The organism is Embleya sp. NPDC050154, assembly GCF_044460165.1.
Lineage (GTDB): Bacteria > Actinomycetota > Actinomycetes > Streptomycetales > Streptomycetaceae > Embleya.
In genome coordinates this window covers 69,156-89,020 of the sequence record NZ_JBITJP010000017.1, presented here as the reverse complement: position 1 = coordinate 89,020, position 19,865 = coordinate 69,156, and the positions used below count along the sequence as shown (strand labels likewise).

The window sequence follows — 19,865 nt, the reverse complement described above, 5'->3', positions numbered from 1 at the left end:
CGTCCTCGGTGGGCGCAATAAGTGCAATCAAACAACTCACTCGACTTGCAGAGTGTCGGACATGAGTACCATGACGGGCGACTCGCCGCGGTGAAGCCCGGAAAAGCCGTTGAAGCCGGTAAAGATGATGAACGGCTCGAAGCCTCGGCGCGGCCGGAATACCTCGACGGAAGTGCTCGGGAGCGGGAGGAAAAATGGGCGCGGAGCAATACCCGACGGTGCGCAGACGCGTTCTGGGTGCCAACCTGCGTCGCCTGCGCGAGGACAAGTCGCTGTTGCTGGAGGACGCCGCCGACGCCCTCTCCTGCCATCCGGCGAAGGTCAGTCGGATCGAGTCCGGACGCAGTGGGATTCGGGCGCTGGATCTGAAGGCGCTGCTGGATCTGTACGAGGTGGGCGACGCACAGGCGCGGGAGGGCTGGCTGGCGCTCGCCCGCGAGGGCCGCCGACAGCGCTGGTGGCGCGACCTGGCCGATCAACTTCCCCAGGACTTCCTGGACTTGATCGGACTGGAGGCCGAGGTGGCGTCCTGCCTGGGCTTCCAGCCGAGCATCATTCCCGGGTTGTTCCAGACCGAGGAGTACGCGACGGCGGTGATCCGCGGCGGCACGGTCGGACCGGTCGACGAGCAGTGCCGCACCAGGGTCCGGGTGCGGCTGGATCGACAGCGCGTGCTCACCCGCGAGGAACCGGCCCCACTGGAGGTGTCGATGGTGATCGGCGAGGCCGCTTTGCGCCAGGAAATAGGCGGCCATCGGGTGCTTCGGGAACAACTCGTGCACTTGATCGAAATTGCACAACTATCGAACGTGACCGTGCAAGTACTACCCTTTTCGGCAGGCGCCTATCCGGGCGGCCCCACGCCGTTCTCGATCTACGGATTCCCTCCCCCGTCGGGGATGGAAGTGGTTTCGCTGGAGAACATCACCAGCCACGCGTACCTGGAAAGAGCCCAGGACACCGCTCACTACGGCAAGGTCTTCGCCGACTTGCGGGGCATCGCGCTCAGCCCCGTCGAGTCGGAGGCCTTCATCGCGGCCAGTGCCCAGCAACTCGCAGACCGAGCCGCTCGAAACCGGAGCGACTCGCCCACCGAGAAGGAAGAACGCCATGCCTGAGAACAACGCCCCCCGTTGGTTCAAGAGCTCCTACAGCATGCAGAACGGCGACTGCACCGAGATCCGCCCGCACCCGGACGGCGCCGTCGAGGTACGGGACAGCAAGGACCCGGCCGTCGGGCTGCTGACCCTCGCCCGCACCCCCTGGCGCACATTCGTCAGCGCGCTGCGCACCGACGCCTGACCCCTGCGTCACCGGCCCCCGAGGTCCGCGAGCCGCCCGCCCCCCCGATGGGCGACTCGCGGACCTCCCGTCGTTCCGAGGCACCCGCGGCTCCCGCGGGCTCCGCCGGGCCCGCCGATCCGGCCGGCCCGGCCCACCGACCGGCCACGACACCCACTGCCGGCTCCGGAATCGGTTCGAGTCCGGACGAGGCGCCCGGTACGCTCCGGGGGCATGGCTGCCCCGACTGGTTCCCCCCGCATGCCCGACAAGCCCGCCCTCGACGGGCTGGAAGCGAAATGGTCGCGCGTCTGGGAAGAGACGGGCGTATACCGCTTCGACCGGAGCCGGACCCGCGACGAGGTCTACTCGATCGACACCCCGCCGCCGACGGTCAGCGGATCGCTGCACGTGGGCCACGTGTTCTCCTACACCCACACCGACGCCATCGCGCGCTACCGCCGGATGTGCGGGCGCGAGGTGTTCTACCCGATGGGCTGGGACGACAACGGCCTGCCCACCGAGCGGCGCGTGCAGAACCACTTCGGCGTGCGTTGCGATCCCGCGCTGCCCTACGACGCCGACTTCGTGCCGCCCACGTCGCCCGGCAAGCAGCAGATCCCGGTCTCCCGGCGGAACTTCATCGAACTGTGCGAGCGGCTGACCCACGAGGACGAGAAGGCGTTCGAGGAACTGTGGCGGCTGCTCGGGCTGTCCGTCGACTGGACGATGACCTACCAGACCATCGACACGGTCTCGCGGACCGCCTCCCAGCGGGCCTTCCTGCGCAACCTGGAGCGCGGCGAGGCCTATCCGGCCGAGGCCCCCACGCTGTGGGACGTCACCTTCCGCACCGCCGTCGCACAGGCCGAGTTGGAGGACCGCGAGCGCCCCGGTGCCTTCCACCGCCTGGCGTTTCGCGCGCCGACCGGTGATGCGCTGGAAATCGCGACCACCCGACCGGAGTTGTTGCCGGCGTGCGTCGCACTCGTCGCACATCCCGACGACACCCGCTACACCCACCTGTTCGGGAACAGCGTGCGCACGCCGCTGTTCAACGTCGCGGTGCCGGTGTACGCGCACCCGCTGGCCGATCCGGACAAGGGTTCCGGGATCGCCATGGTGTGCACGTTCGGTGACACCACCGATGTCACCTGGTGGCGCGAACTGCGCCTGGAAACGCGGGCGGTGCTCGGCTGGGACGGCCGCTTCCTGAGCGAACCGCCGAGCGGGATCGACGCCCCCGAGGCGGTCGCGGCCTACGCGCGACTGGCCGGCGCGACCGTGTTCACCGCGCGCGAGCGAATCGTGGCGATGCTGCGCGAGAGCGGCGAGCTGATCGGCGAGCCGAAGCCGATCACGCACACGGTGAAGTTCTACGAGAAGGGCGACAAGCCGCTCGAGATCGTCACCACCCGGCAGTGGTACCTGCGCAACGGCGGACGCGACGCCGACCTGCGCGCCCGACTCCTGGCCAGGGGCGCCGAGTTGACCTGGCATCCGGCGCACATGAAGGTGCGTTACGACAACTGGGTCGAGGGCCTCAACGGCGACTGGCTGGTCAGCCGGCAGCGTTTCTTCGGTGTGCCGGTGCCGCTGTGGTACCCGCTCGACGCGGACGGCCGGCCGCGCCACGACACGCCGTTGCGCCCGGCCGAGGCGGACCTGCCGATCGATCCGTACACCGATGTGCCGCCCGGATACCAGGAGCAACAGCGCGGCGAGCCCGGCGGGTTCGTCGGCGACGCGGACGTGATGGACACCTGGGCCACCTCCTCGCTCACGCCGCAGATCGCGGGCGGCTGGTGTCGCGACGAGGACCTGTTCGCCCGGGTCTTCCCGATGGACCTGCGGCCGCAGGCACACGAGATCATCCGCACCTGGCTGTTCTCCGCCGTGGTGCGGGCGGACGCCGAGCACGAAAGCCTGCCGTTCGCGCACGCGGCGATCTCCGGCTGGATCCTGGACCCGGACCGCAAGAAGATGTCCAAGTCCAAGGGCAACGTGGTGACCCCGGTCGACCTGCTCGCGCAACACGGCTCGGACGCGGTGCGCTATTGGGCGGCGAACGGCCGGCCGGGCGTGGACACCGCGTTCGACGTCGGCCAGATGAAGGTCGGCCGGCGGCTCGCGATCAAGCTGCTCAACGTCGGCCGCTTCGTGCTTTCGATCGGCGCGGCCGAGGCGGGCGGCCCGGACCCGGTGGCCGAGGCGGACCCGGCGGTCGAGGCGGACCCGGCGGTCGAGGCGGACCGGGCACACGATGCGGTCGAGGTCCCCGAGGCGGTGACCGAACCGCTGGACCTGGCGCTGCTGGCCGAACTGGCGGAGGTGGTCCGTGCGGCGACCGAGGCGTTCGAGGACTACGACTACGCGCGGGCGCTGGACCGGACCGAGCGGTTCTTCTGGTACTTCTGCGACGACTACGTGGAACTGGTCAAGGCCCGCGCCTACGGCGAGGCCGGGTCGCCGGCGGGCGCCGCGTCGGCCCGGGCCGCCCTCGCGAGCGCGCTGTCCGTACTGCTGCGGCTGCTCGCGCCGGTGTTGCCGTTCGTGACCGAGGAGGTGTGGTCGTGGTGGCGGGACGGCTCGGTGCACCGGGCGAGTTGGCCCGAGCCGCACGCGCCGGCGGCCGATCGGGCGTTGTTGGGTACCGCGTCCGAGTTGATCGCCGGTGTGCGCAAGGCCAAGTCCGCCGCGCAGGTGTCGATGCGGGCCGAGGTGGCGGGCGTCACGATCACCGGCGCCCCGGCCGAGTTGGCCCGGGCGGCCCTGGTCGAGACGGATCTGCGCGCGGCCGGACACATCACCCGGATCGACCGCGTTGCCGCGGAGGGACCGCTCACAGTGGACGTCACCCTCGAATAGCCGGCACGGCGGTCGCCCGCCGGGCTGAGCGGTCGCCCACGGTGCTCGTCGGCGAAAGTCATTGACTCGGCCAAGTACCCGTAGTACCCGTTGGCCATGACCACTCACCACCCCGACGACATGTTCCACCCGCCGACCAACGACGACCCGTACTGGTCGGAGACCTCCTGGTTCACCTTCACGGTTCCGGAAAAGCGGCTGTCCGGGCAGCTCTATCCGTTCTTCCAGGCGAACCAGGGGGTCGCGGCGGGCGGCGCGTACTTCTGGGACGACAGCGGGCAACATCCGCACGAGGCGGTCTACGCCAAGAACTTCTGGCATCTGCCGATCCCCGACCAGGACCTGACCGACCTGCGCCTGCCGAACGGCTTCCGGGTGCGCTGCGTGGAACCGCAACGGGTGTACGAGGTCGGCTACGACGACCCGGACGGCGGCGACGAGATCCACGTCGACCTGACCTTCACCGGGGTGCTGCCGCCGCACTACCTCGGCGAAAAGCACGTCGACCAGCCCGGCCGCTACACCGGCACGCTCGTGCTGCGTGGCGAGGAGATCCCGGTCGACTCGTACGGTTTCCGGGACCGCTCGTGGGGACCGCGCTCGCAGTTCGGTCCCGGCCTGATGCAGTCGCCCGCCAGACGCGGCGGCTACAGCTACGCGACTGCCTCCGACCGGGACGCCTTCCACAGCATCACCATGGACTTCGGCACGGGCTGCGTGTCCATCCACGGCTACCTGCTCCGCGACGGCACCTGGGCCAAGCTGGCCAAGGGCCGCCGTGAGGTGGTCGAACGCGAGGACACCACCGGCTGGGCCACCCGGATCGTGCTCGACGCGGTGGACGAACTCGGCCGCGAACTGCACGCCGAGGGGCGCATGCACAACCGGCTCGGCTTCTTCCTGAACCCGAACCTGTTCACCGTCAACGGCCTCACCGAGTGGACCTTCGACGGCGTCACCGCGTGGGGCGAGGACCACGAGAACTTCTCCGCGGCCGAGATCCGCCGGCACAGCCGGGCCTGGCGCGAGCGCTGAAACGACCGCGCGGCGCGCGCAACGGGCGCCTCGGACCGGGCGGCGCGGATCGCGCGGCGCGGACTCGGCGGCGCCGAACGAACGGGTCCAAGGTCCCCGTGCGTGGGGTGCATGGTCCCTGAGCGAGGTGTCCCGGACCCGGCTACGGTCGAATCAGGAGGACGGGCCGAGCCCCCACGCCGCCGCGGCGTGTCCACGCATGCGCATGTGTGGCGACCGGCCCGACACGGCGATGAGGCGAGGCGGAGAAATCACGGAGATCGTGCTCGACCCGGCCGTCGCGGCCGCCCGGGTGGGAGCGGACGGCCGGATCCTGGCCCGCACGCCACGCTTCGCCCGGGCCGTCGGCCTGCTCGGCGAGGCGCCCGGACAACCGCTCCCGTCCCTGATCGGCGACCGACTCGGGCCCGACGCCCGGGAGGCGTGGCGGGAGCTGGTCCGCGAGGCGCGAGCCACGCCGGGGCGGCCGGCGACCAAGGTGGTCGAGCTGCCGACCGCGGACGGCATCGCGGTGGTCTGCCTGTTCGAGGCGGTCGCGCACGGACCCGACACCGTGCTGCGCGAGCTGCGCGGGCACAGCGAGCTGGAGGCCCAGCTCGTGCACTTCCGCCTGGCCGCGAAACTGGGCGGATTCGGACTGTGGACGTGGGACCCGGACTCGGGCACGTGGCGCTGGCACGGCGGCCGGCCACGGCTGCACGCTCCGGACGCGGACGCCGAAGGCGGCGACGCCGGCCCGCGTTGGCTCGCCGACGTCCACCCCGAGGATCGGGCGGACCTCACCCGACGGATCGAGGCGCTTCGCCCCGGGGGCGTCGACGAGGACCGCACCATGTTCCGGGTGCGCGGCGCGGACGGTTGGCACTGGGTCGAGTCGCACATGCGCAGGCTCCGGCTGGGCATCGACGGCCGCGACGTGATCGTGGGTGTCGACCACGACCAGACCGAGGTGGTCCGGCTGCGCGCCGAGGCCGAGCGGCGTCTGAGCGCGGCGCGCGAACGCGGCGAGCGACTGGCCGAGGTGTCCGCGGCGCTGATCCGCGCGGTCACCGAGGACGAACTGAGCGCGGTGATGCTCGACCGGGTGGCCCCGGTGTTCGGCGGTACGGGCGCCCTGGTCGCGCTGGTGGACCACGACCGGCTGCGGATGTCCTTCGGGCCCGGGGTACGGGCGGACCTGATGCCCGCCCTGGAGCGGATCGCCCCGACCGCGGATCGTCCGCTGGGGTGGGCGATTCGCACCGGAGAGCCGATCTTCGTCGAATCGCTCGCGGAGCACACCGCGGGATGGCCCGACGCGCCCGAACTGATCGAGGCCACCGACGCCCGGGCGTACGCGATCATCCCGTTCGCCGGCGGCGACCGTCCGATCGGCGGCCTCGCGGTGACCTACGACCGTGAGCACCGGCCGACCCAGGACGAGCGGGCGCTGATGCGCACCTTCGGTCAGTTGGCCGGTCAGGCGATCGAGCGGATCCGGCTGCAACAGGCCCGCGCCGAACTCGCCGAGGCGCTCCAGCGCACCATGCTGCCCGCGCGCCTGCCGGTGGTGCCGGGCCTGGAGGTCGCGGTGCGCTACGCGCCGGCCCGGGACGGGTTGTCGGTGGGCGGCGACTGGTACGACGTGATCGCCCGCGATGACGGCACCGCGTTGGTGGCCATCGGCGACGCGCAGGGCCACGACGTGGACGCGGCCGCGTTCATGGGGCAGGTGCGCACCACCAAGCGGGCCTTCGCGGCCGAGGACGCCGACCCGGGCCGGGTGTTGCGCCGGACCAACGACCTGCTGGCCGCGCTGCACCGGGACGCCTTCGCCAGTTGCACGCTGCTGGGCATCGACCCGGCGACCGGTGCGTGCGCGGTGGGCCGGGCGGGCCACGTACCGATGATCGTGCTCACCCCGGACGGGCGATCGCAGGTGCTGGAGACGCCCGGCGGGCCGGTGCTCGGCATCCTGGAGGGCGCGGACTACCCGACCCACGAGCTGCGGCTGACCCCGGGCTCGATCGTCGTGCTGGTCACCGACGGAGTGGTGGAGTCGCGCGAACGGCCCATCGACATCGGCCTGCAGCGGGCGGCCGAGCGGGCCCGCGGGTGCGCCGACGCGGGCGTCGAGGCGATCGCGGACGCGGTGCTCGCGGCGGCGGACGAGACCGGCAACGTCGACGACGCGGCGGTGTTGGTGCTGCGCCTGCCGCTGCCGGGGGAGCGGACCGCGGCTCGCGTGTGACGTTGTCCACCCGACCCGGGCTTGAAGTTAGGCAAGCCTCACCTTTAAGTTGCGCAGTAGGACAGGCAAGGCTTGCCTAAGAAATCGGGCCGCTCGTCCGCCTACTCCACAGCTCGAAAGGCCGCCGGATGCGTCTGCGTCGAACAAGCTTGAAGGTGGCCGCGGCCGTCCTCGCCATCACCGCGTTCGCCACGGCGTGCGGTGGCGACGACGAAGACAAGTCCGACGGCAAGACCGGCCAGGCCGCGGCCGGTACGGCGTTGCCCGCCACGGTGGACACCACGATGGGCAAGGTCACCGTCAAGGACGCGAGCCGGATCGTCCCGCTCGGCGGCGACATCGCACAGACGGTGTACGCGCTCGGCCTGGCCTCGAACGTCGTCGGCGTGGACACCTCCGGCGCGGTCCTGCCGGAGAGCAAGGGCAAGGCGACCTTCGGCAACTCGCGGACCCTCAACCCCGAGGGCATCCTCGCCCAGCGGCCCACGATCGCCATCGGCAGCGCCTCGGTCGGGCCGCGCAGCGCGATCGACCAACTCAAGGCGGCCGGCGTACCGATCGTGCTGATCCCGGACAGCAGCAAGCCCGAGGACGCGATCACCCGGATCACCACCATCGCCACCGCGCTGGGCGTGCCGGACAAGGGCAGGACGCTCGCCGACCGGACCGCCGGCGAGATCGCCACGGCCAAGGCCAAGGGCGCGCAGGCCACCACCAAGCCGCGCGTGGCGTTCCTGTACATCCGCGGGCAGGCCAACCTGTACCAGATCGGCGGCAAGGGCCTGGGCCCGGACAGCATGATCACCGCCGCCGGCGGCATCGACACCGGCACCGAGTTGGGCGTGGAGATGTCCGCCGCGCTGACCCCCGAGGCGATGGTCGCGGCCAAGCCCGACGTCATCCTGGTCTTCCAGAAGGGCCTGGAGTCGGTCGGCGGCGTCGACGGCGTGCTCAAGCTGCCGGGTGTCGCACAAACGCCCGCCGGCCAGAACCGCAAGGTCGTCGCGATGGACGACCTGGAACTGGGCGGTGGCGGTCCGACCGCGGGCGTCGCGCTGAACAAGCTCGTCGATCTGCTGCATGGCTAGGGTCGGCCGAGCCTCGGCCCGTGCCGCCGCGCAGGCGCCGGCCGTGCCCTCTCGGTCCGCGCGGCGCCCGCGGACACACGACGGGAAGGTACAGGGGAGCCCGTGGCAACGGTGACGGAGCGTCAAGAACCCACGGACGAACCGGCTTCACCGCCGCCCGTGGTCGAACTCACCAAGACCGCGGCGCCGGTGGCGGCGGATCCGGAGACGGCGGCCTCGGAGCCGAAGGCTCCGGACGCGGCTGCCCCCGTGGTGGCGACCCCACGCAAACACGGCCGGTGGCTGATGCCCACGCTCGTGCTGCTGCTCCTGGCCACGAGCGTCGTGTCGGCCGGCATGGGCGCCTTCGACATCCCGTCCGATCAGGTGCTCTCCTCGGTACTACACCACCTGGGCCTGGACATCGGCCACGTGTCGCAGGCCAACGAGGCCGTGTTGTGGAACATCCGCTTCCCGCGCATCGTGCTCGGCATCATGGTCGGCGCGTGCCTGGGCTGCGCCGGGGCCGCGATGCAGGGCGTGTTCGGCAACCCGCTCGCCGAGCCCGGCGTGATCGGGGTGTCCTCCGGCGCGGCACTGGGCGCGGTGGGCGCGATCGTGATGGGCGTCTCCACGTTCGGCTCCTGGACGGTGACCGCCTTCGCTTTCGCCGGCGGCCTGATCACCACGCTGTTCGTCTACCTGCTCTCCCGTGCGGACGGCCGCACCGAAGTGGTCACCCTGGTACTGACCGGCATCGCGATCAACGCGCTGGCCGGCGCCGCGATCGGGCTGTTCACCTTCGTCGCCGACGACGCCGAACTGCGCAGCATCACCTTCTGGAACCTGGGCAGCGTCGGCGGGGCGAGCTGGAAGATCATCGGCGCGCTCGCGCCGTTCGCGATCATCGGCCTGCTGATCCTGCCCCGGTACGCCCGGGCGTTGGACATCATGGCGCTCGGCGAACGCGGCGCCCGACACCTGGGCGTGGACACCGAACGGGTCCGCATCGTGGTGGTCGTGCTCAGCGCCACCCTGGTCGGTGCGGCGGTCGCCGCGGCCGGGGTGATCACCTTCGTCGGCCTGGTCGTTCCGCACATCATCCGGCTGATCGCCGGTCCCCGACACCGGCTGCTGCTGCCGGCGAGCGCCGTCCTGGGCGCGCTGGTCACCGTCGGCGCCGACCTCGCGGCGCGCACCATCGCGATGCCCAAGGAGGTACCGCTCGGTGTGCTCAGCGCGCTGATCGGTGCCCCGTTCTTCCTGTGGCTGCTGCGCAGGACCCGTTCCCGGCAAGGAGGTTGGGCCTGATGAGGCTGCTCGCCCGGAACCGCGGCGCGGCGACCGCGCCCACTCCCGAGTCCGGCGCGATCGGCGTCGAGGCCGAGGACGTCACCTTTGCCGTCGCCGGCCGCAACCTGGTCGACGGCGTCTCGCTGAACGTGCGACACGGCGAGATCGTCGCGGTGCTCGGACCCAACGGCGCGGGCAAGTCGACCCTGCTCGGCCTGCTCACCGGTGATCTGACGCCGCATCAGGGCACCGTGCGGATCGCCGATCGGCCGTTGTCCGACTACTCGCAGCGCGAACTGGCCTTGCGCCGCGCGGTGTTGCCGCAGAACGTCACGCTGTCCTTCCCGTTCACGGTGGACGAGGTGGTGCGGATGGGCCGCGCGCCGCACGCGGGACTGCCGAGCGAGGAGTCCGAGGACGCCATCGTGGCGCGCTGCCTGGCCGAGACGGATGTCGCGCACCTGGCCGACCGGGCCTACCCGTCGTTGTCCGGTGGCGAGCGGGCCCGGGTCTCACTGGCGAGGGTGCTCGCGCAGGGCGCACCCGTGCTGTTCCTCGACGAGCCCACCGCGGCGCTGGACCTCAAGCACACCGAGGACGTGCTGCGGCTGGCCCGCGCCCGGGCCCGCCGGGGTGACGCGGTGGTGATCGTGTTGCACGACCTCAACCTGGCCGCCGCCTACGCGGACCGGATCGCGCTGCTCGCCGGCGGCCGTCTGGTCGCGTGCGGTCCGCCGGACCGGGTGTGCACCGCACCGGTGTTGTCCGACCTGTACGGCCATCCGGTGGACGTGCTGCGGCGGCCGGGCTCGGACGAGTTGCTGATCCTGCCGTCGCGCTGACGGCGGCCTTGCGCTGTCGCGCCTTCGCCGCAGCCCTGTTGGGTCCGCGCCTGTCGCGTCCGTCTCCGCCCGGTCCGCGTCCGCCCGGTCCGCGTCCGTCGGGCCCGCGTCCGCCCGGTCCTAACCGCCCTACAGGTGCCGTGCTTTACGGGTGCAGTGCCTTGTGCAGTGCGGTGAAAGACCCCGAGGCGCACTCCTCGCAGCGCGGGATCAGGTCCACGAAGCTCATGAAGCCGTGCACCATGTCCTCGAACAGCTCGCACTCGACGGTGTTGCCCGCCGCGCGCAATCGCTCGGCGTAGTCCGCGCCCTCGTCGCGCAGCGGATCGTAGCCGGCCAGCACGACGTGCGCCGGCGCCAGCCCGGACAGGTCCTCGATGGTGCCGATCCGGGCGTACGGGCCCAGTTCGTCGAACCCCCGTCCGCCGAAGTAGTGGCTCATGAACCACGCGATCGAGGCGGCGGTGAGCAGCGGCGCGTGCGCGTTCTCGGCCCGGGACACGGTGTCCTCGACGCCGGTCGCCGGATACCACAGCATCTGCAGGGCCGGCTGCGGGAGGCCGTGGTCGCGGGCCAGCAGACACGTGGTCGCGGACAGGGTGGCGCCCGCGCTGTCGCCGGCCAGGGCGATCCTGGCCGGGTCGGCGCCCAGTTCGGCGGCGTTGTCGAGCACCCAGCGGTACGCGGCGAACGCGTCCTCGGTCGCGGCCGGGAACGGGTGCTCGGGGGCGAGCCGGTAGTCCACCGAGATCACCACGCACTCGGCGTGCCGGGCGATCCGCCGGGCCAGCGCGTCGTGGCTGTGCAGACCGCCGATCACGAACCCGCCGCCGTGGAAGAACACGGTCACCGGCAGATCGGGCTGTTCCGAGGGCCGATAGACCCGAGCGGGCAGCGCGTCGACGGCACCCGGGATGGTGCGATCCTCCACCCGGGCCAGCTCGGTCATCACCGGCAGCAGTCCGATCCCGGCGTCGATGGTGGCCCGCGCGGTGGCCGCGTCGCCCACGAACAGATCCTCCGGCATGACACTCAACAGCTCCACGAGCTGCGGATCGATCGCCACCACGTTCCCCCTCCGTCAACCACATACCGGCCGGTACGGAATGTACGGCGCATCCCTCGCGGGTGGAACCCGCAAACACCCGGCGGTTCAGGCCGAAGCCACCGGCGGGCGCCAGGCCAGGACCGTGTCCAGCGGGCGCAGGGCCGCGTCCGGCGCGACCCGGCCGGCAACCCGCAACAACGTGTCCCGGACCGCGACGGCACCTCGGCCCTCCCACTGCGCCATGGCCCCCATGCGGCGCGACTTGCGCACCACATCGGAGGTGCGCGGCAGCCGCCGCGCGGTGTACGCGGGCAGCGCGTCGACCACGCCGTCGGCGTCCGCGCCCGAAAGCACGTCGGCCAGTTCGATCGCGTCCTCCAGTGCCTGATTGCCGCCCTGACCCAGGTTCGGCGTCATCGCGTGCGCCGCGTCGCCGATCAGCACGACCCGTCCCCGGTGGTGGGCCGGCAGCGGCTCGGCCATCTCGTGCACGTCCAGGTGCAGGATTTCCCCGGCCGGCGCCGCTGCGATCAGTTGTGGAATGGGCGCGTGGAAGTCCCGGTACAGGTGCAGCAGTTCGGCCCGCTCGTCACCGTGCGTCGCGCCCGCGGGGCGGTTCGCGGTCGCGTACCAGTACACCCGGCCGTCGGCGAGCGGCATCGCGCCGAAGACCAGGCCGCGGCCCCAGGTCTCGCCGGGGACGATGTCCATGCCCGGCACGATCGCGCGCCACGTGGTGAATCCGGCGTAGCGCGGGCCGGGGTGCTCGGGGAAGAGCGTCCGGCGGATCGGCGAGCGGATCCCGTCCGCGGCGACCACGAGGTCGGCGGTCAGGATGTCGCCGGCCGCGGTGGTCACCGAGGCCCGCTCGTCCGGGCCGCCGGGGCGCACGGTCAGCACGGTCGTCCCGGTGCGCAGCGCGTGCGCCGGCAGGCTCGCGTGCAGTACGCGCATCAGTTCGGCCCGGGGAGCGAGCACCACCGGTTCGCCGAAGCGCTCGACGAAGGCTTCGCCGCTGGTCGGCGCGAGCACCCGCCCATCCGGGCGACGCAGCGTCGCGGCGCCCTGGATCGCGGCCAGTTTGCGCAGAGGACTGCCCGCGTCGACCGCGTCCAGGGCGCGCAGCCCGTTGGGTGCGACGACGATGGCCGCGCCGATCGGCTCCAGCGTGGCGGCGCGTTCCAGGACCAGGACCGACCACCCGTTCCGGTGCAGGGCGGTCGCGGCGGTCAGCCCGCCGGGTCCGGCGCCGACGATGATCGCCTCGGGCTTCGTGACGGACATGGTTCCCCCGGATGGGTCGTTCCTTCTCGACATCCACTACAGGTGTAGAGGACGTGTCAATGACTCTACATGTGTAGTGGACAGGATCTCTACGCCTGTAGTGGGCAGATCTCTACGGGTGTAGTGGGTCGGATCTCTACATCCGTAGTGGCGTGGCAGGCTGGCTCGCGTGACCACCGCGAAGCGCACCAGCCCTGACCGTTCGGACCGACTCGTCCTGATCGCCGACACCGCGATCCGCCTGCTCGTCGAGCGCGGCATGCGCGGACTGACCCATCGCGCCGTGGACGAGGGCGCCGGCCTGCCGCCCGGCTCCACGTCGTACTACGCCCGCACGCGTGCCGCGCTCCTGGAGGTGGCGTTGGCGCGGATGACCGTCCTGGAGGCGGGCAAGTTCGCGCCCGCGCTGACCGACGGCGAGCTGCCGGCCGCGCTGCCCGGCGATGTGGCGGGCATCGCCGACCTGGTCGCGGTGATCGTGGGCGACGCGATCCGGGACGGGCGGGAGCAGAAGATCGCCCGCTACGAACTGGCGCTGGAGGCGACCCGGCGGCCCGAGTTGCGCGGGGTGTACGACGAGGCGGGCGCCGCGTTCCGGGGTGCGGCGGTCGGTATGTTGGCCGCGCTCGGCTCGCCCGCGCCCGAGCGGCACGGCCGGTCCCTGGTCGCGTGGTGCGAAGGGGTGATGTTCGACTCGATCGTGGGCGCCGGGTGGGCGACGCCGCCGTCGCGGGACGATATCCGGGTCGGGGTCACCGAACTCCTGTCCGGAATGCTCGGCGATGCGGCCCTTCGGTCCACCGGTCGGTCCGCTGGAAAAGCCCCAACGAGTGACATGAGCGACTCACCGGATCGTTCGTGACCCCCTTGGTCAAAAGTCGTTTCATCCTGACTTAGTCTGTTCGCTTGTGAAGAACGAGCACGTGCGCCACAGGGGCGATAGGCACCACCGGGTAGGGGAGTCGCACTACCTCCCGGAGTCCGATCTCAAGGACAAGGGCCTGAACCGAAATTCCATCGGCCTGCTGGGGAGCGTGGTCGTCGCCATCTCCACGGTGGCGCCGGTGTACACCCTTACCGGCGCGCTCGGCCCCACGGTCAACAAGGTCGGCACACAGGCCCCGGCGATCTTCCTGGTCGGCTTCATCCCGATGTTGCTCGTCGCCTTCGCCTACCGCGAACTCAGCAAGGCCGTGCCGGACGCGGGCACCTCGTTCACCTGGACGGTCAAGGCGTTCGGCCCGAGGGTGGGCTGGCTGTGCGGCTGGGGCCTGGTGATGGCGACCGTCATCGTGCTGTCCAACCTGGCCGGCATCGGCACGTCGTTCTTCTACCTCGCGCTCGGCGAGGCGTTCAACAGCGACTGGGTCAAGGAGCTGGACGACAACAAGCTGGTGCACGTGCCCACGTGCCTGGTCTTCATCGCGATCGCGACCGCGATCAGCTATCGCGGGATGACCGTGACCAAGCGGGTCCAATACGTACTCGTGGCGCTGCAACTGGCGGTGCTCGCGCTGTTCGTCGTGATGGCGATCGCCAAGGCCACCGGCGGTGACGTGCCCACGTCGATCCCGTTCTCGTGGAGCTGGTTCAACCCGTTCGAGATCGACGGCGGCTTCACCGCGCTGACCGCGGGTCTGTCGTTGTCGATCTTCATGTACTGGGGTTGGGACACCGCCCTGAGCATCAACGAGGAGACCGCCGGCGGTCCCAAGGTCCCGGGGCGGGCCGCGATCATCTCGGTCCTGTTCATCGTGGTCGCCTACCTGATGACCGGCGTCGCCACCCTGATGTACGCGGGCACCGGAACCACCGGGCTGGGCCTGAACAACGACGAGGACGACAACATCTTCGCGAAGCTGGCCGACCCGGTGATGGGTTCGGGTCTGGGCATCCTGATGTTCGTCGCGGTGCTCGCCAGTTCGATCGCCAGCCTCCAGACCACCTTCATCCCGGTGGCCCGCACGCTGCTGTCGATGAGTGCGTACGAGGCGGTGCCTAAGGTGTTCTCGCGCGTGCATCCCACGTTCAAGACACCGGGCTTCGCGACCGTCTCGGCCGGCGTCGCGACCGGCGCGTTCTACACGATCATGACGATCCTGTCGGAGAACGTGCTCACCGACACGATCTACGCGCTCGGCCTGATGATCTGCTTCTACTACTCGCTGACCGCGTTCTCCTGCGTCTGGTACTTCCGCAAGGACCTCTCGCGCAGCCTGCACGAGGCGATGATCAAGGGCGTGATGCCGGCGCTGGGCGGCCTGATGCTGGGCGCGATCTTCATAAAGACCCTGGTCGACGTGGCCGACCCCAACTACGGCGACGGCAACCGCGTGGCCGGCGTCGGGAGTGTCTTCATCATCGGCGTCGGCCTGCTGGTCCTCGGCGCGGTGTTGATGGAGGTGCAGCGGCTCAGGAGCCCGGCGTTCTTCCGAGGAGAGATTCTCAAGCGGGACACGCCGGTACTGGTGCCGGACACGGACTGACGAACCCACCGCGCGCACGGCGGCCCCCGCGCACACGCCGGCCGGTTCGGGGACGGTCGGCGTGCGCGGGGAGGGGTGGCGGGTGCGCGCCGGGGTGGTCAGCGGTTCTGGATGGCGTCCATCGCGACCGCGACGCAGATCGCCAGGCGGCGGTCCATGGTCGAGTCCGGCAGCTTGACCAGGTACTGGTCGCGGAGCTTCATCTGGCGCTCGACGGTCAGGACGGCGTTGCCGGCCTCGTCGACGAAGTCGAAGTGGTAGGTCGGGGCGGGCAGCCACGCGCCGACCACGGGTATGAAGCCCCAGACGCGACGCAGGATCGCGCCGAAGAGGCTGCGCTCCTGGCCGACGGCCTTGGCGGCGTCCGGGCGTTCGAGGTTCCAGGTGGAGCGCAGGAGGGACTTCTTGAAGTCCTTGGAGAACATGCCGAGGTTGGTGCCCTCGACGCCGGTCACGTCGTGCTGGGCGCGCACGTCGAGCATCTGGCGTGCCTTGAAGCGGGCGAGTTCGGTGGTCTTGGTGTCATCCGTGTAGAGGATGACCTCTTCCTTGAGCTTGCCGCGCTTCTGCTGGGCGAACGCGATCACCGGTCCGTGTTGCCCGTCCGGACCGACCAGGTGAACCACGTACTGGTTCACGATCGGGCGGAAGTTCTGACGGATGATCAGCTGCGTTTCGTTCTGGAACGGCATGGTCATGACGTGCGGGATCCCCCAGGGATACGGAGCGTTGGAGACCCAGAGATTCGGGGCCTCGGGAGCGCACAACCTATCGGTGTTCCAACGACATCGGCAGCGAGATTTCCAGTGGAAACCTCTCGTTGCGCATTCGTGTTCAACGCGTTCGCCGAGGACGCCCCATTTCGTCGTTCGGACCTGCCGAACCGCACTTTGTGTAGTCGGGGCGCTACGCGAGCGGGGCTGCCGTGTGGGTGCTTTTTTGCGGCACGGTGAAAATGCTCATCGGTGGGGTGGTGCGTGCTCGACTTCGTGGATCCAACGAACCCAGAACACGCCGCCGTCGAGGGGCTGTACGCACACGGATCGCCCGGGTGGGAAATCGTCGAGCGCGATCACCGTGCCGGCGGGTTGTCCGAGGCGCTGGGTGGGATCGATGATCCGCACGTGATCGCCCAGCCGGATCGGGGGGCGAGGGTGTGGGCTCGGCGCGTCGTGGCGTTCGTCGCTCTTGACGATGCGGACGAGCTCCGCGCCCGGATCGGAACTCCCGGGCCCGGGCGCGGCGAAACGACGGCGGGGCGTGCCGCGCGGGTTCACGGCGCGATCCGGTGGCTTCGACGCGCCTCGTGCACCGGGACGGCGGCCGTTGCGTCGTTCCGCCCTCGAACGTCGGCGGATACACCCGGCAGCCGGACGGCCCGGCGCACGAGCACCGCCAGGTAGGCGGTTCGCTCCGCCGCGACGGTCGACTCGACTTCACGCGCTTCGTTGACGTCGTTCATCGGGTCTCGCCGGTGGCCTCTTCGTCCAGCACCACGAGGTTGGCGCAGTGGGTGCGGAACTCGGTCCCGCCCGGAAGACGCACAAACGCTTGCATGTGGATGACCGCCGCGAAGACGCCAATACGGCCCGAGAGTTCACAGCGGACGACGCTTTTGTTGTTCGCCTTCCAGAAACGGGTCACGTCATCCCTGGTCCAGTCGCAGGGCTCGGTGGGATATGCCTCGGCGGTCTTCCTGTCGATGGGCATGGATGCATCTCCGTTCGTCGCTTTCCGTGTTCAAAGCGTGACGCATTCTCATAGGCTTCGACAGGAGGGCGCTGTGGCCCACGAGCTGGACAACAAGGGGACTTGGCATGGTTGAGCGCGACGTCGAAGACGACTATTCGGCCCGAGAGGTCCTGGCGAACCAGCTCAGCCGTCTGCGGGAAGCCAGCGGGAAATCACTCGCCCAGCTCGCCGAGGACACCCGATACGACCGCTCCTACCTGCATCGCCTTGAAACAGGCGAACGTCTATCCGAGCGTCCTGTCATGAAGGCATTGGACGACGTCTACGAGACCAGGGGCTTGTTGGTGTGGTTGTGGAAACGAGCGCGGAAGGAGGCGGCCCGAGAGCGCTACCACGAGTTCATGTACTGGGAAGCGCAGGCCACGATCATGCACAAGTACATGCTTGCGGTGCCGGGCCTGTTGCAGACGGAGGCGTATGCGAGAACTGTCCTGTCGTCGCAACCGATGACCAATAAGGACGAACTGGAGGCGCAAGTCGCCGAGCGTATTGCCCGACAGGATCTGCTGTACCGGGATCCGCCGCCGAGCCTGCGGGTCATCCTGGACGAGGCTGCGATCAGGCGCCCGCTCGCGGACTCGAAGCTCTGGCAGGCGCAACTCGCGCGGATCGTCGAGGCGGCGCAAACTCCGCACACCGTCATTCAGTTGCTTCCATTCGCAGCGGGATCACACGACCTGATGGGTGGTTCCCTTTCGCTGCTTTGGATGTCGGACGGGACCGGGGTTGCCTACCTGGAAGGAAGCAAGTCGGGTGAACTCATCGAGGATCCGGGCGAGGTTGGGCTGCACCGCCTGTCCTACGATCGAGTACGGGACTCGGCGCTCTCCCCGGACGAGTCCGTGAGCTTCATCAAGCGGGTCATGGAGGAAGAAGCATCATGAACGAGACCCCCATCGCGAAGGCTGCGGCGTGGCGTAAGAGCACCTACAGCAATGGGGGCGATGCCAACTGCGTGGAGGTGGCAGTCGGCGTTTCGGGTGTTGTCCCGGTTCGAGACAGCAAAGACGTGCGTGTCGGTCACCTCTTGGTGCCCTCTGCCTCGTGGGCGGCCCTGACGGCTGCGCTCACCCGCTGATCAGGGCATAGAGCCGCCCTGGCGACTTGGCGGCTCCGCTACGAGATGAAGGTCGGCTGACCCATCGGGTTCACCCCGTGAGTGCGGCCAGCCGGAGGTCGACCACGAGGGTGTTGATCGCTTCGCGGTCGGGGCGGTCGGGGAGGACCGAGTCGATGGCGTCGAGGGTGGCCTTCTCGCGTTCGAAGCGTTGCGTGAACGCCTCGGGGTTCTCGGCGGCGAGCCGACCCGCAGCGAAGAGGTCTTCGCGGTGGGCGCTGACGTCGAGCAGCAACTCGCCCGTGCGGAGCACGTGTTGGGCCTGGAGCAGGAGTCGTAGGCAGTGCCGGCCGTGTTTGGCGGTGCGCTTGGCCGTGTCGGAGGAGAAGCCATCCTTGCCCGCCTCGTGCCGACCCAGCAGCCGCTTGGCCTGTTGGATGGCGTAGCCGCCGTAGGCCGACCGCACGTATTCGGTGGACAGGAACGCGCCGCGCAGGGACCGGAGTCGGCGGCCCGCCTCGGTCTCGACCCGGTACTCGGGGAGCCAGAGCAGCTCGGTCACCGTCGGGTTGCACTTGAGCGCCAGCCCGCAGTACTTGCCCAGTTCGTGCATCGTCACGTCGGGCTTCGTGGTCACCTTGGAGCCGCTCGTCACCGTGGCGCCGTTCAGCCCGAGGACCTCGCGCGAGTCGGCGATGTACACGCCGAGCAGGTCCTCGTCCGACTCCGCCGTGGCCAGCCCATAGGCGGTCGAGCCGACCACTCCCATCAGCAGTGTGCGCATCTCGCCGATCCTCGCTCCCATGATCCTGCGGCCGAGCCCGAAGTATCCGACATCCCGCGCACGATGCGAATCCCGTTTTCCCGCCCGCGCACCCATCGACGCCGTCAGGACCGCCGGGACAACGCGTGGCCCAGGGCGACGACCCAGACCAGCAGCAGCGGCAGGGACAGCAGGGCCAACTGCGCGAACGCGGTGTTCAGGAGCAGGTAGCCGAGGCCGGAGCCGACGATCGTGGCGGCGAGGGCATGGCCGGTGAGCGATTCCCAGCGGCGCAGCGGCACGACCCGGCGCGCGGCGACACCCACGCCCAACGCCAGCGCGGCGAGGGCGAACATCTTGACCCCGTCGATGCGCTGGACCAGCTCGAACAGCCCGCCCGCGAGTCCGGGATCGGCTGCGTCGGCCCGGCCGATGGCGACCAGTTCGAGCACCAGTTGCACGGCGGCGAGCACGGCCGAGGTCAGGCCCGCCCAACCCGCGAAGCGGGTGGCCCGGTCCCGGCCGCCGGCCGCCCGGCGCAGCAGCGCGACACCGAGTACGGCCAGCGCGCCGGCCGCGAGCCCGTGTACGAGGACGGATTGCGCGACGGCCCGGCTCGCGTCGTCGACGTACGCGGAGGTGATCTGGGCGGCCGAGTCGCCCAGCTCCGGCGTGGTGCCGGCCGCGACGGTGAGGCCGGCGACCCAGGCGGCGGCGTGGGTGACACCGGCGACGAGCGGTTGCCGGTTCCGTGCGCCGGGTGCGTGCGGCAGCGGCGTGGCCTGCTCGCCCGAGGCGGGCGTCGCGGTCATCGTGTCCGTCGTGTTCATGGTGATGGTCATGAGGTCGTCTCCCGAGA

The 19,865-nt window shown here is 70.3% G+C and carries 19 protein-coding genes; 12 read left to right on the top strand and 7 right to left on the bottom strand.

The genetic code is table 11. The features are described from left to right. Positions 1–194: 194 nt before the first annotated feature. The 8 genes from ACIBSV_RS31460 to ACIBSV_RS31425 all read left to right on the top strand — a co-directional run bounded on the left by ACIBSV_RS31460 (position 195) and on the right by ACIBSV_RS31425 (position 10,616). Positions 195–1,118, top strand: a complete 924-nt coding sequence (locus ACIBSV_RS31460) for a helix-turn-helix domain-containing protein (RefSeq protein ID WP_395869016.1) — start codon at positions 195–197, stop codon at positions 1,116–1,118. Then, the gene (locus ACIBSV_RS31455; protein WP_395869014.1) at positions 1,111–1,302 is read left to right on the top strand and encodes a DUF397 domain-containing protein; all 192 of its coding nucleotides are present in this window, start codon (positions 1,111–1,113) and stop codon (positions 1,300–1,302) included. The genes ACIBSV_RS31460 and ACIBSV_RS31455 overlap by 8 nt, the downstream gene beginning before the upstream one ends. A 240-nt stretch (positions 1,303–1,542) precedes the next feature. Next, positions 1,543–4,149, top strand: coding sequence for a valine--tRNA ligase (valS, locus tag ACIBSV_RS31450; RefSeq protein ID WP_395869012.1), 2,607 nt, complete (start codon positions 1,543–1,545; stop codon positions 4,147–4,149). A gap of 96 nt (positions 4,150–4,245) precedes the next feature. After that, entirely contained in the window at positions 4,246–5,184 is a 939-nt protein-coding gene (locus ACIBSV_RS31445; RefSeq protein ID WP_395869010.1) for a hypothetical protein, read from the top strand. 262 nt (positions 5,185–5,446) lie between these two features. Beyond that, positions 5,447–7,414 carry a SpoIIE family protein phosphatase gene (locus ACIBSV_RS31440; protein WP_395869008.1) on the top strand — a complete coding sequence of 656 codons (1,968 nt, stop codon included), beginning with the start codon at positions 5,447–5,449 and terminating at the stop codon, positions 7,412–7,414. 155 nt (positions 7,415–7,569) lie between these two features. Continuing rightward, positions 7,570–8,502 carry a hemin ABC transporter substrate-binding protein gene (locus ACIBSV_RS31435; protein ID WP_395869006.1) on the top strand — a complete coding sequence of 311 codons (933 nt, stop codon included), beginning with the start codon at positions 7,570–7,572 and terminating at the stop codon, positions 8,500–8,502. Positions 8,503–8,691: 189 nt separating this feature from the next. After that, positions 8,692–9,792 (top strand): FecCD family ABC transporter permease, encoded by a 1,101-nt coding sequence (locus ACIBSV_RS31430; protein WP_395869258.1) that lies wholly within the window; start codon positions 8,692–8,694, stop codon positions 9,790–9,792. Next, positions 9,792–10,616 carry a heme ABC transporter ATP-binding protein gene (locus ACIBSV_RS31425; protein WP_395869004.1) on the top strand — a complete coding sequence of 275 codons (825 nt, stop codon included), beginning with the start codon at positions 9,792–9,794 and terminating at the stop codon, positions 10,614–10,616. The genes ACIBSV_RS31430 and ACIBSV_RS31425 overlap by 1 nt, the downstream gene beginning before the upstream one ends. Before the next feature lie 145 nt (positions 10,617–10,761). Here ACIBSV_RS31425 and ACIBSV_RS31420 read toward each other — a convergent pair whose 3' ends face one another. Next, positions 10,762–11,685, bottom strand: coding sequence for an alpha/beta hydrolase (locus tag ACIBSV_RS31420; RefSeq protein ID WP_395869002.1), 924 nt, complete (start codon positions 11,683–11,685; stop codon positions 10,762–10,764). A gap of 84 nt (positions 11,686–11,769) precedes the next feature. Continuing rightward, complete coding sequence (locus ACIBSV_RS31415) at positions 11,770–12,948, bottom strand: FAD-dependent monooxygenase (protein WP_395869000.1); 1,179 nt, start codon at positions 12,946–12,948, stop codon at positions 11,770–11,772. A 169-nt stretch (positions 12,949–13,117) separates the two neighbouring features. Between ACIBSV_RS31415 and ACIBSV_RS31410 the strand changes: the two genes are divergently transcribed. Together ACIBSV_RS31410 and ACIBSV_RS31405 are read left to right on the top strand one after the other, a co-directional pair. Continuing rightward, complete coding sequence (locus ACIBSV_RS31410) at positions 13,118–13,810, top strand: TetR/AcrR family transcriptional regulator (protein WP_395868999.1); 693 nt, start codon at positions 13,118–13,120, stop codon at positions 13,808–13,810. A gap of 61 nt (positions 13,811–13,871) precedes the next feature. Next, positions 13,872–15,434: an APC family permease gene (locus tag ACIBSV_RS31405; protein WP_395869256.1), complete on the top strand. Its 1,563-nt coding sequence runs from the start codon at positions 13,872–13,874 to the stop codon at positions 15,432–15,434. A gap of 98 nt (positions 15,435–15,532) precedes the next feature. On the opposite strand, the gene ACIBSV_RS31400 is transcribed toward ACIBSV_RS31405, so the two are convergent. From ACIBSV_RS31400 to ACIBSV_RS31390, 3 genes are all read right to left on the bottom strand, one after another. Next, entirely contained in the window at positions 15,533–16,132 is a 600-nt protein-coding gene (locus ACIBSV_RS31400; protein ID WP_395868997.1) for a hypothetical protein, read from the bottom strand. Between the two features lie 575 nt (positions 16,133–16,707). After that, positions 16,708–16,896, bottom strand: a complete 189-nt coding sequence (locus tag ACIBSV_RS31395) for a hypothetical protein (RefSeq protein ID WP_395868995.1) — start codon at positions 16,894–16,896, stop codon at positions 16,708–16,710. Further along, positions 16,893–17,144 (bottom strand): hypothetical protein, encoded by a 252-nt coding sequence (locus tag ACIBSV_RS31390; RefSeq protein WP_395868993.1) that lies wholly within the window; start codon positions 17,142–17,144, stop codon positions 16,893–16,895. The genes ACIBSV_RS31395 and ACIBSV_RS31390 overlap by 4 nt, the downstream gene beginning before the upstream one ends. 107 nt (positions 17,145–17,251) lie before the next feature. On the opposite strand from ACIBSV_RS31390, the gene ACIBSV_RS31385 reads away from it, so the two are divergent. After that, entirely contained in the window at positions 17,252–18,070 is an 819-nt protein-coding gene (locus ACIBSV_RS31385) for a helix-turn-helix domain-containing protein (RefSeq protein WP_395868991.1), read from the top strand. Beyond that, entirely contained in the window at positions 18,067–18,264 is a 198-nt protein-coding gene (locus tag ACIBSV_RS31380; RefSeq protein ID WP_395868989.1) for a DUF397 domain-containing protein, read from the top strand. The genes ACIBSV_RS31385 and ACIBSV_RS31380 overlap by 4 nt, the downstream gene beginning before the upstream one ends. A gap of 70 nt (positions 18,265–18,334) precedes the next feature. Here ACIBSV_RS31380 and ACIBSV_RS31375 read toward each other — a convergent pair whose 3' ends face one another. Together ACIBSV_RS31375 and ACIBSV_RS31370 are read right to left on the bottom strand one after the other, a co-directional pair. Beyond that, positions 18,335–19,027 carry a DNA polymerase beta superfamily protein gene (locus ACIBSV_RS31375; protein WP_395868987.1) on the bottom strand — a complete coding sequence of 231 codons (693 nt, stop codon included), beginning with the start codon at positions 19,025–19,027 and terminating at the stop codon, positions 18,335–18,337. A 104-nt stretch (positions 19,028–19,131) separates the two neighbouring features. Next, positions 19,132–19,848, bottom strand: coding sequence for a hypothetical protein (locus ACIBSV_RS31370; RefSeq protein ID WP_395868985.1), 717 nt, complete (start codon positions 19,846–19,848; stop codon positions 19,132–19,134). Positions 19,849–19,865: the final 17 nt, after the last annotated feature.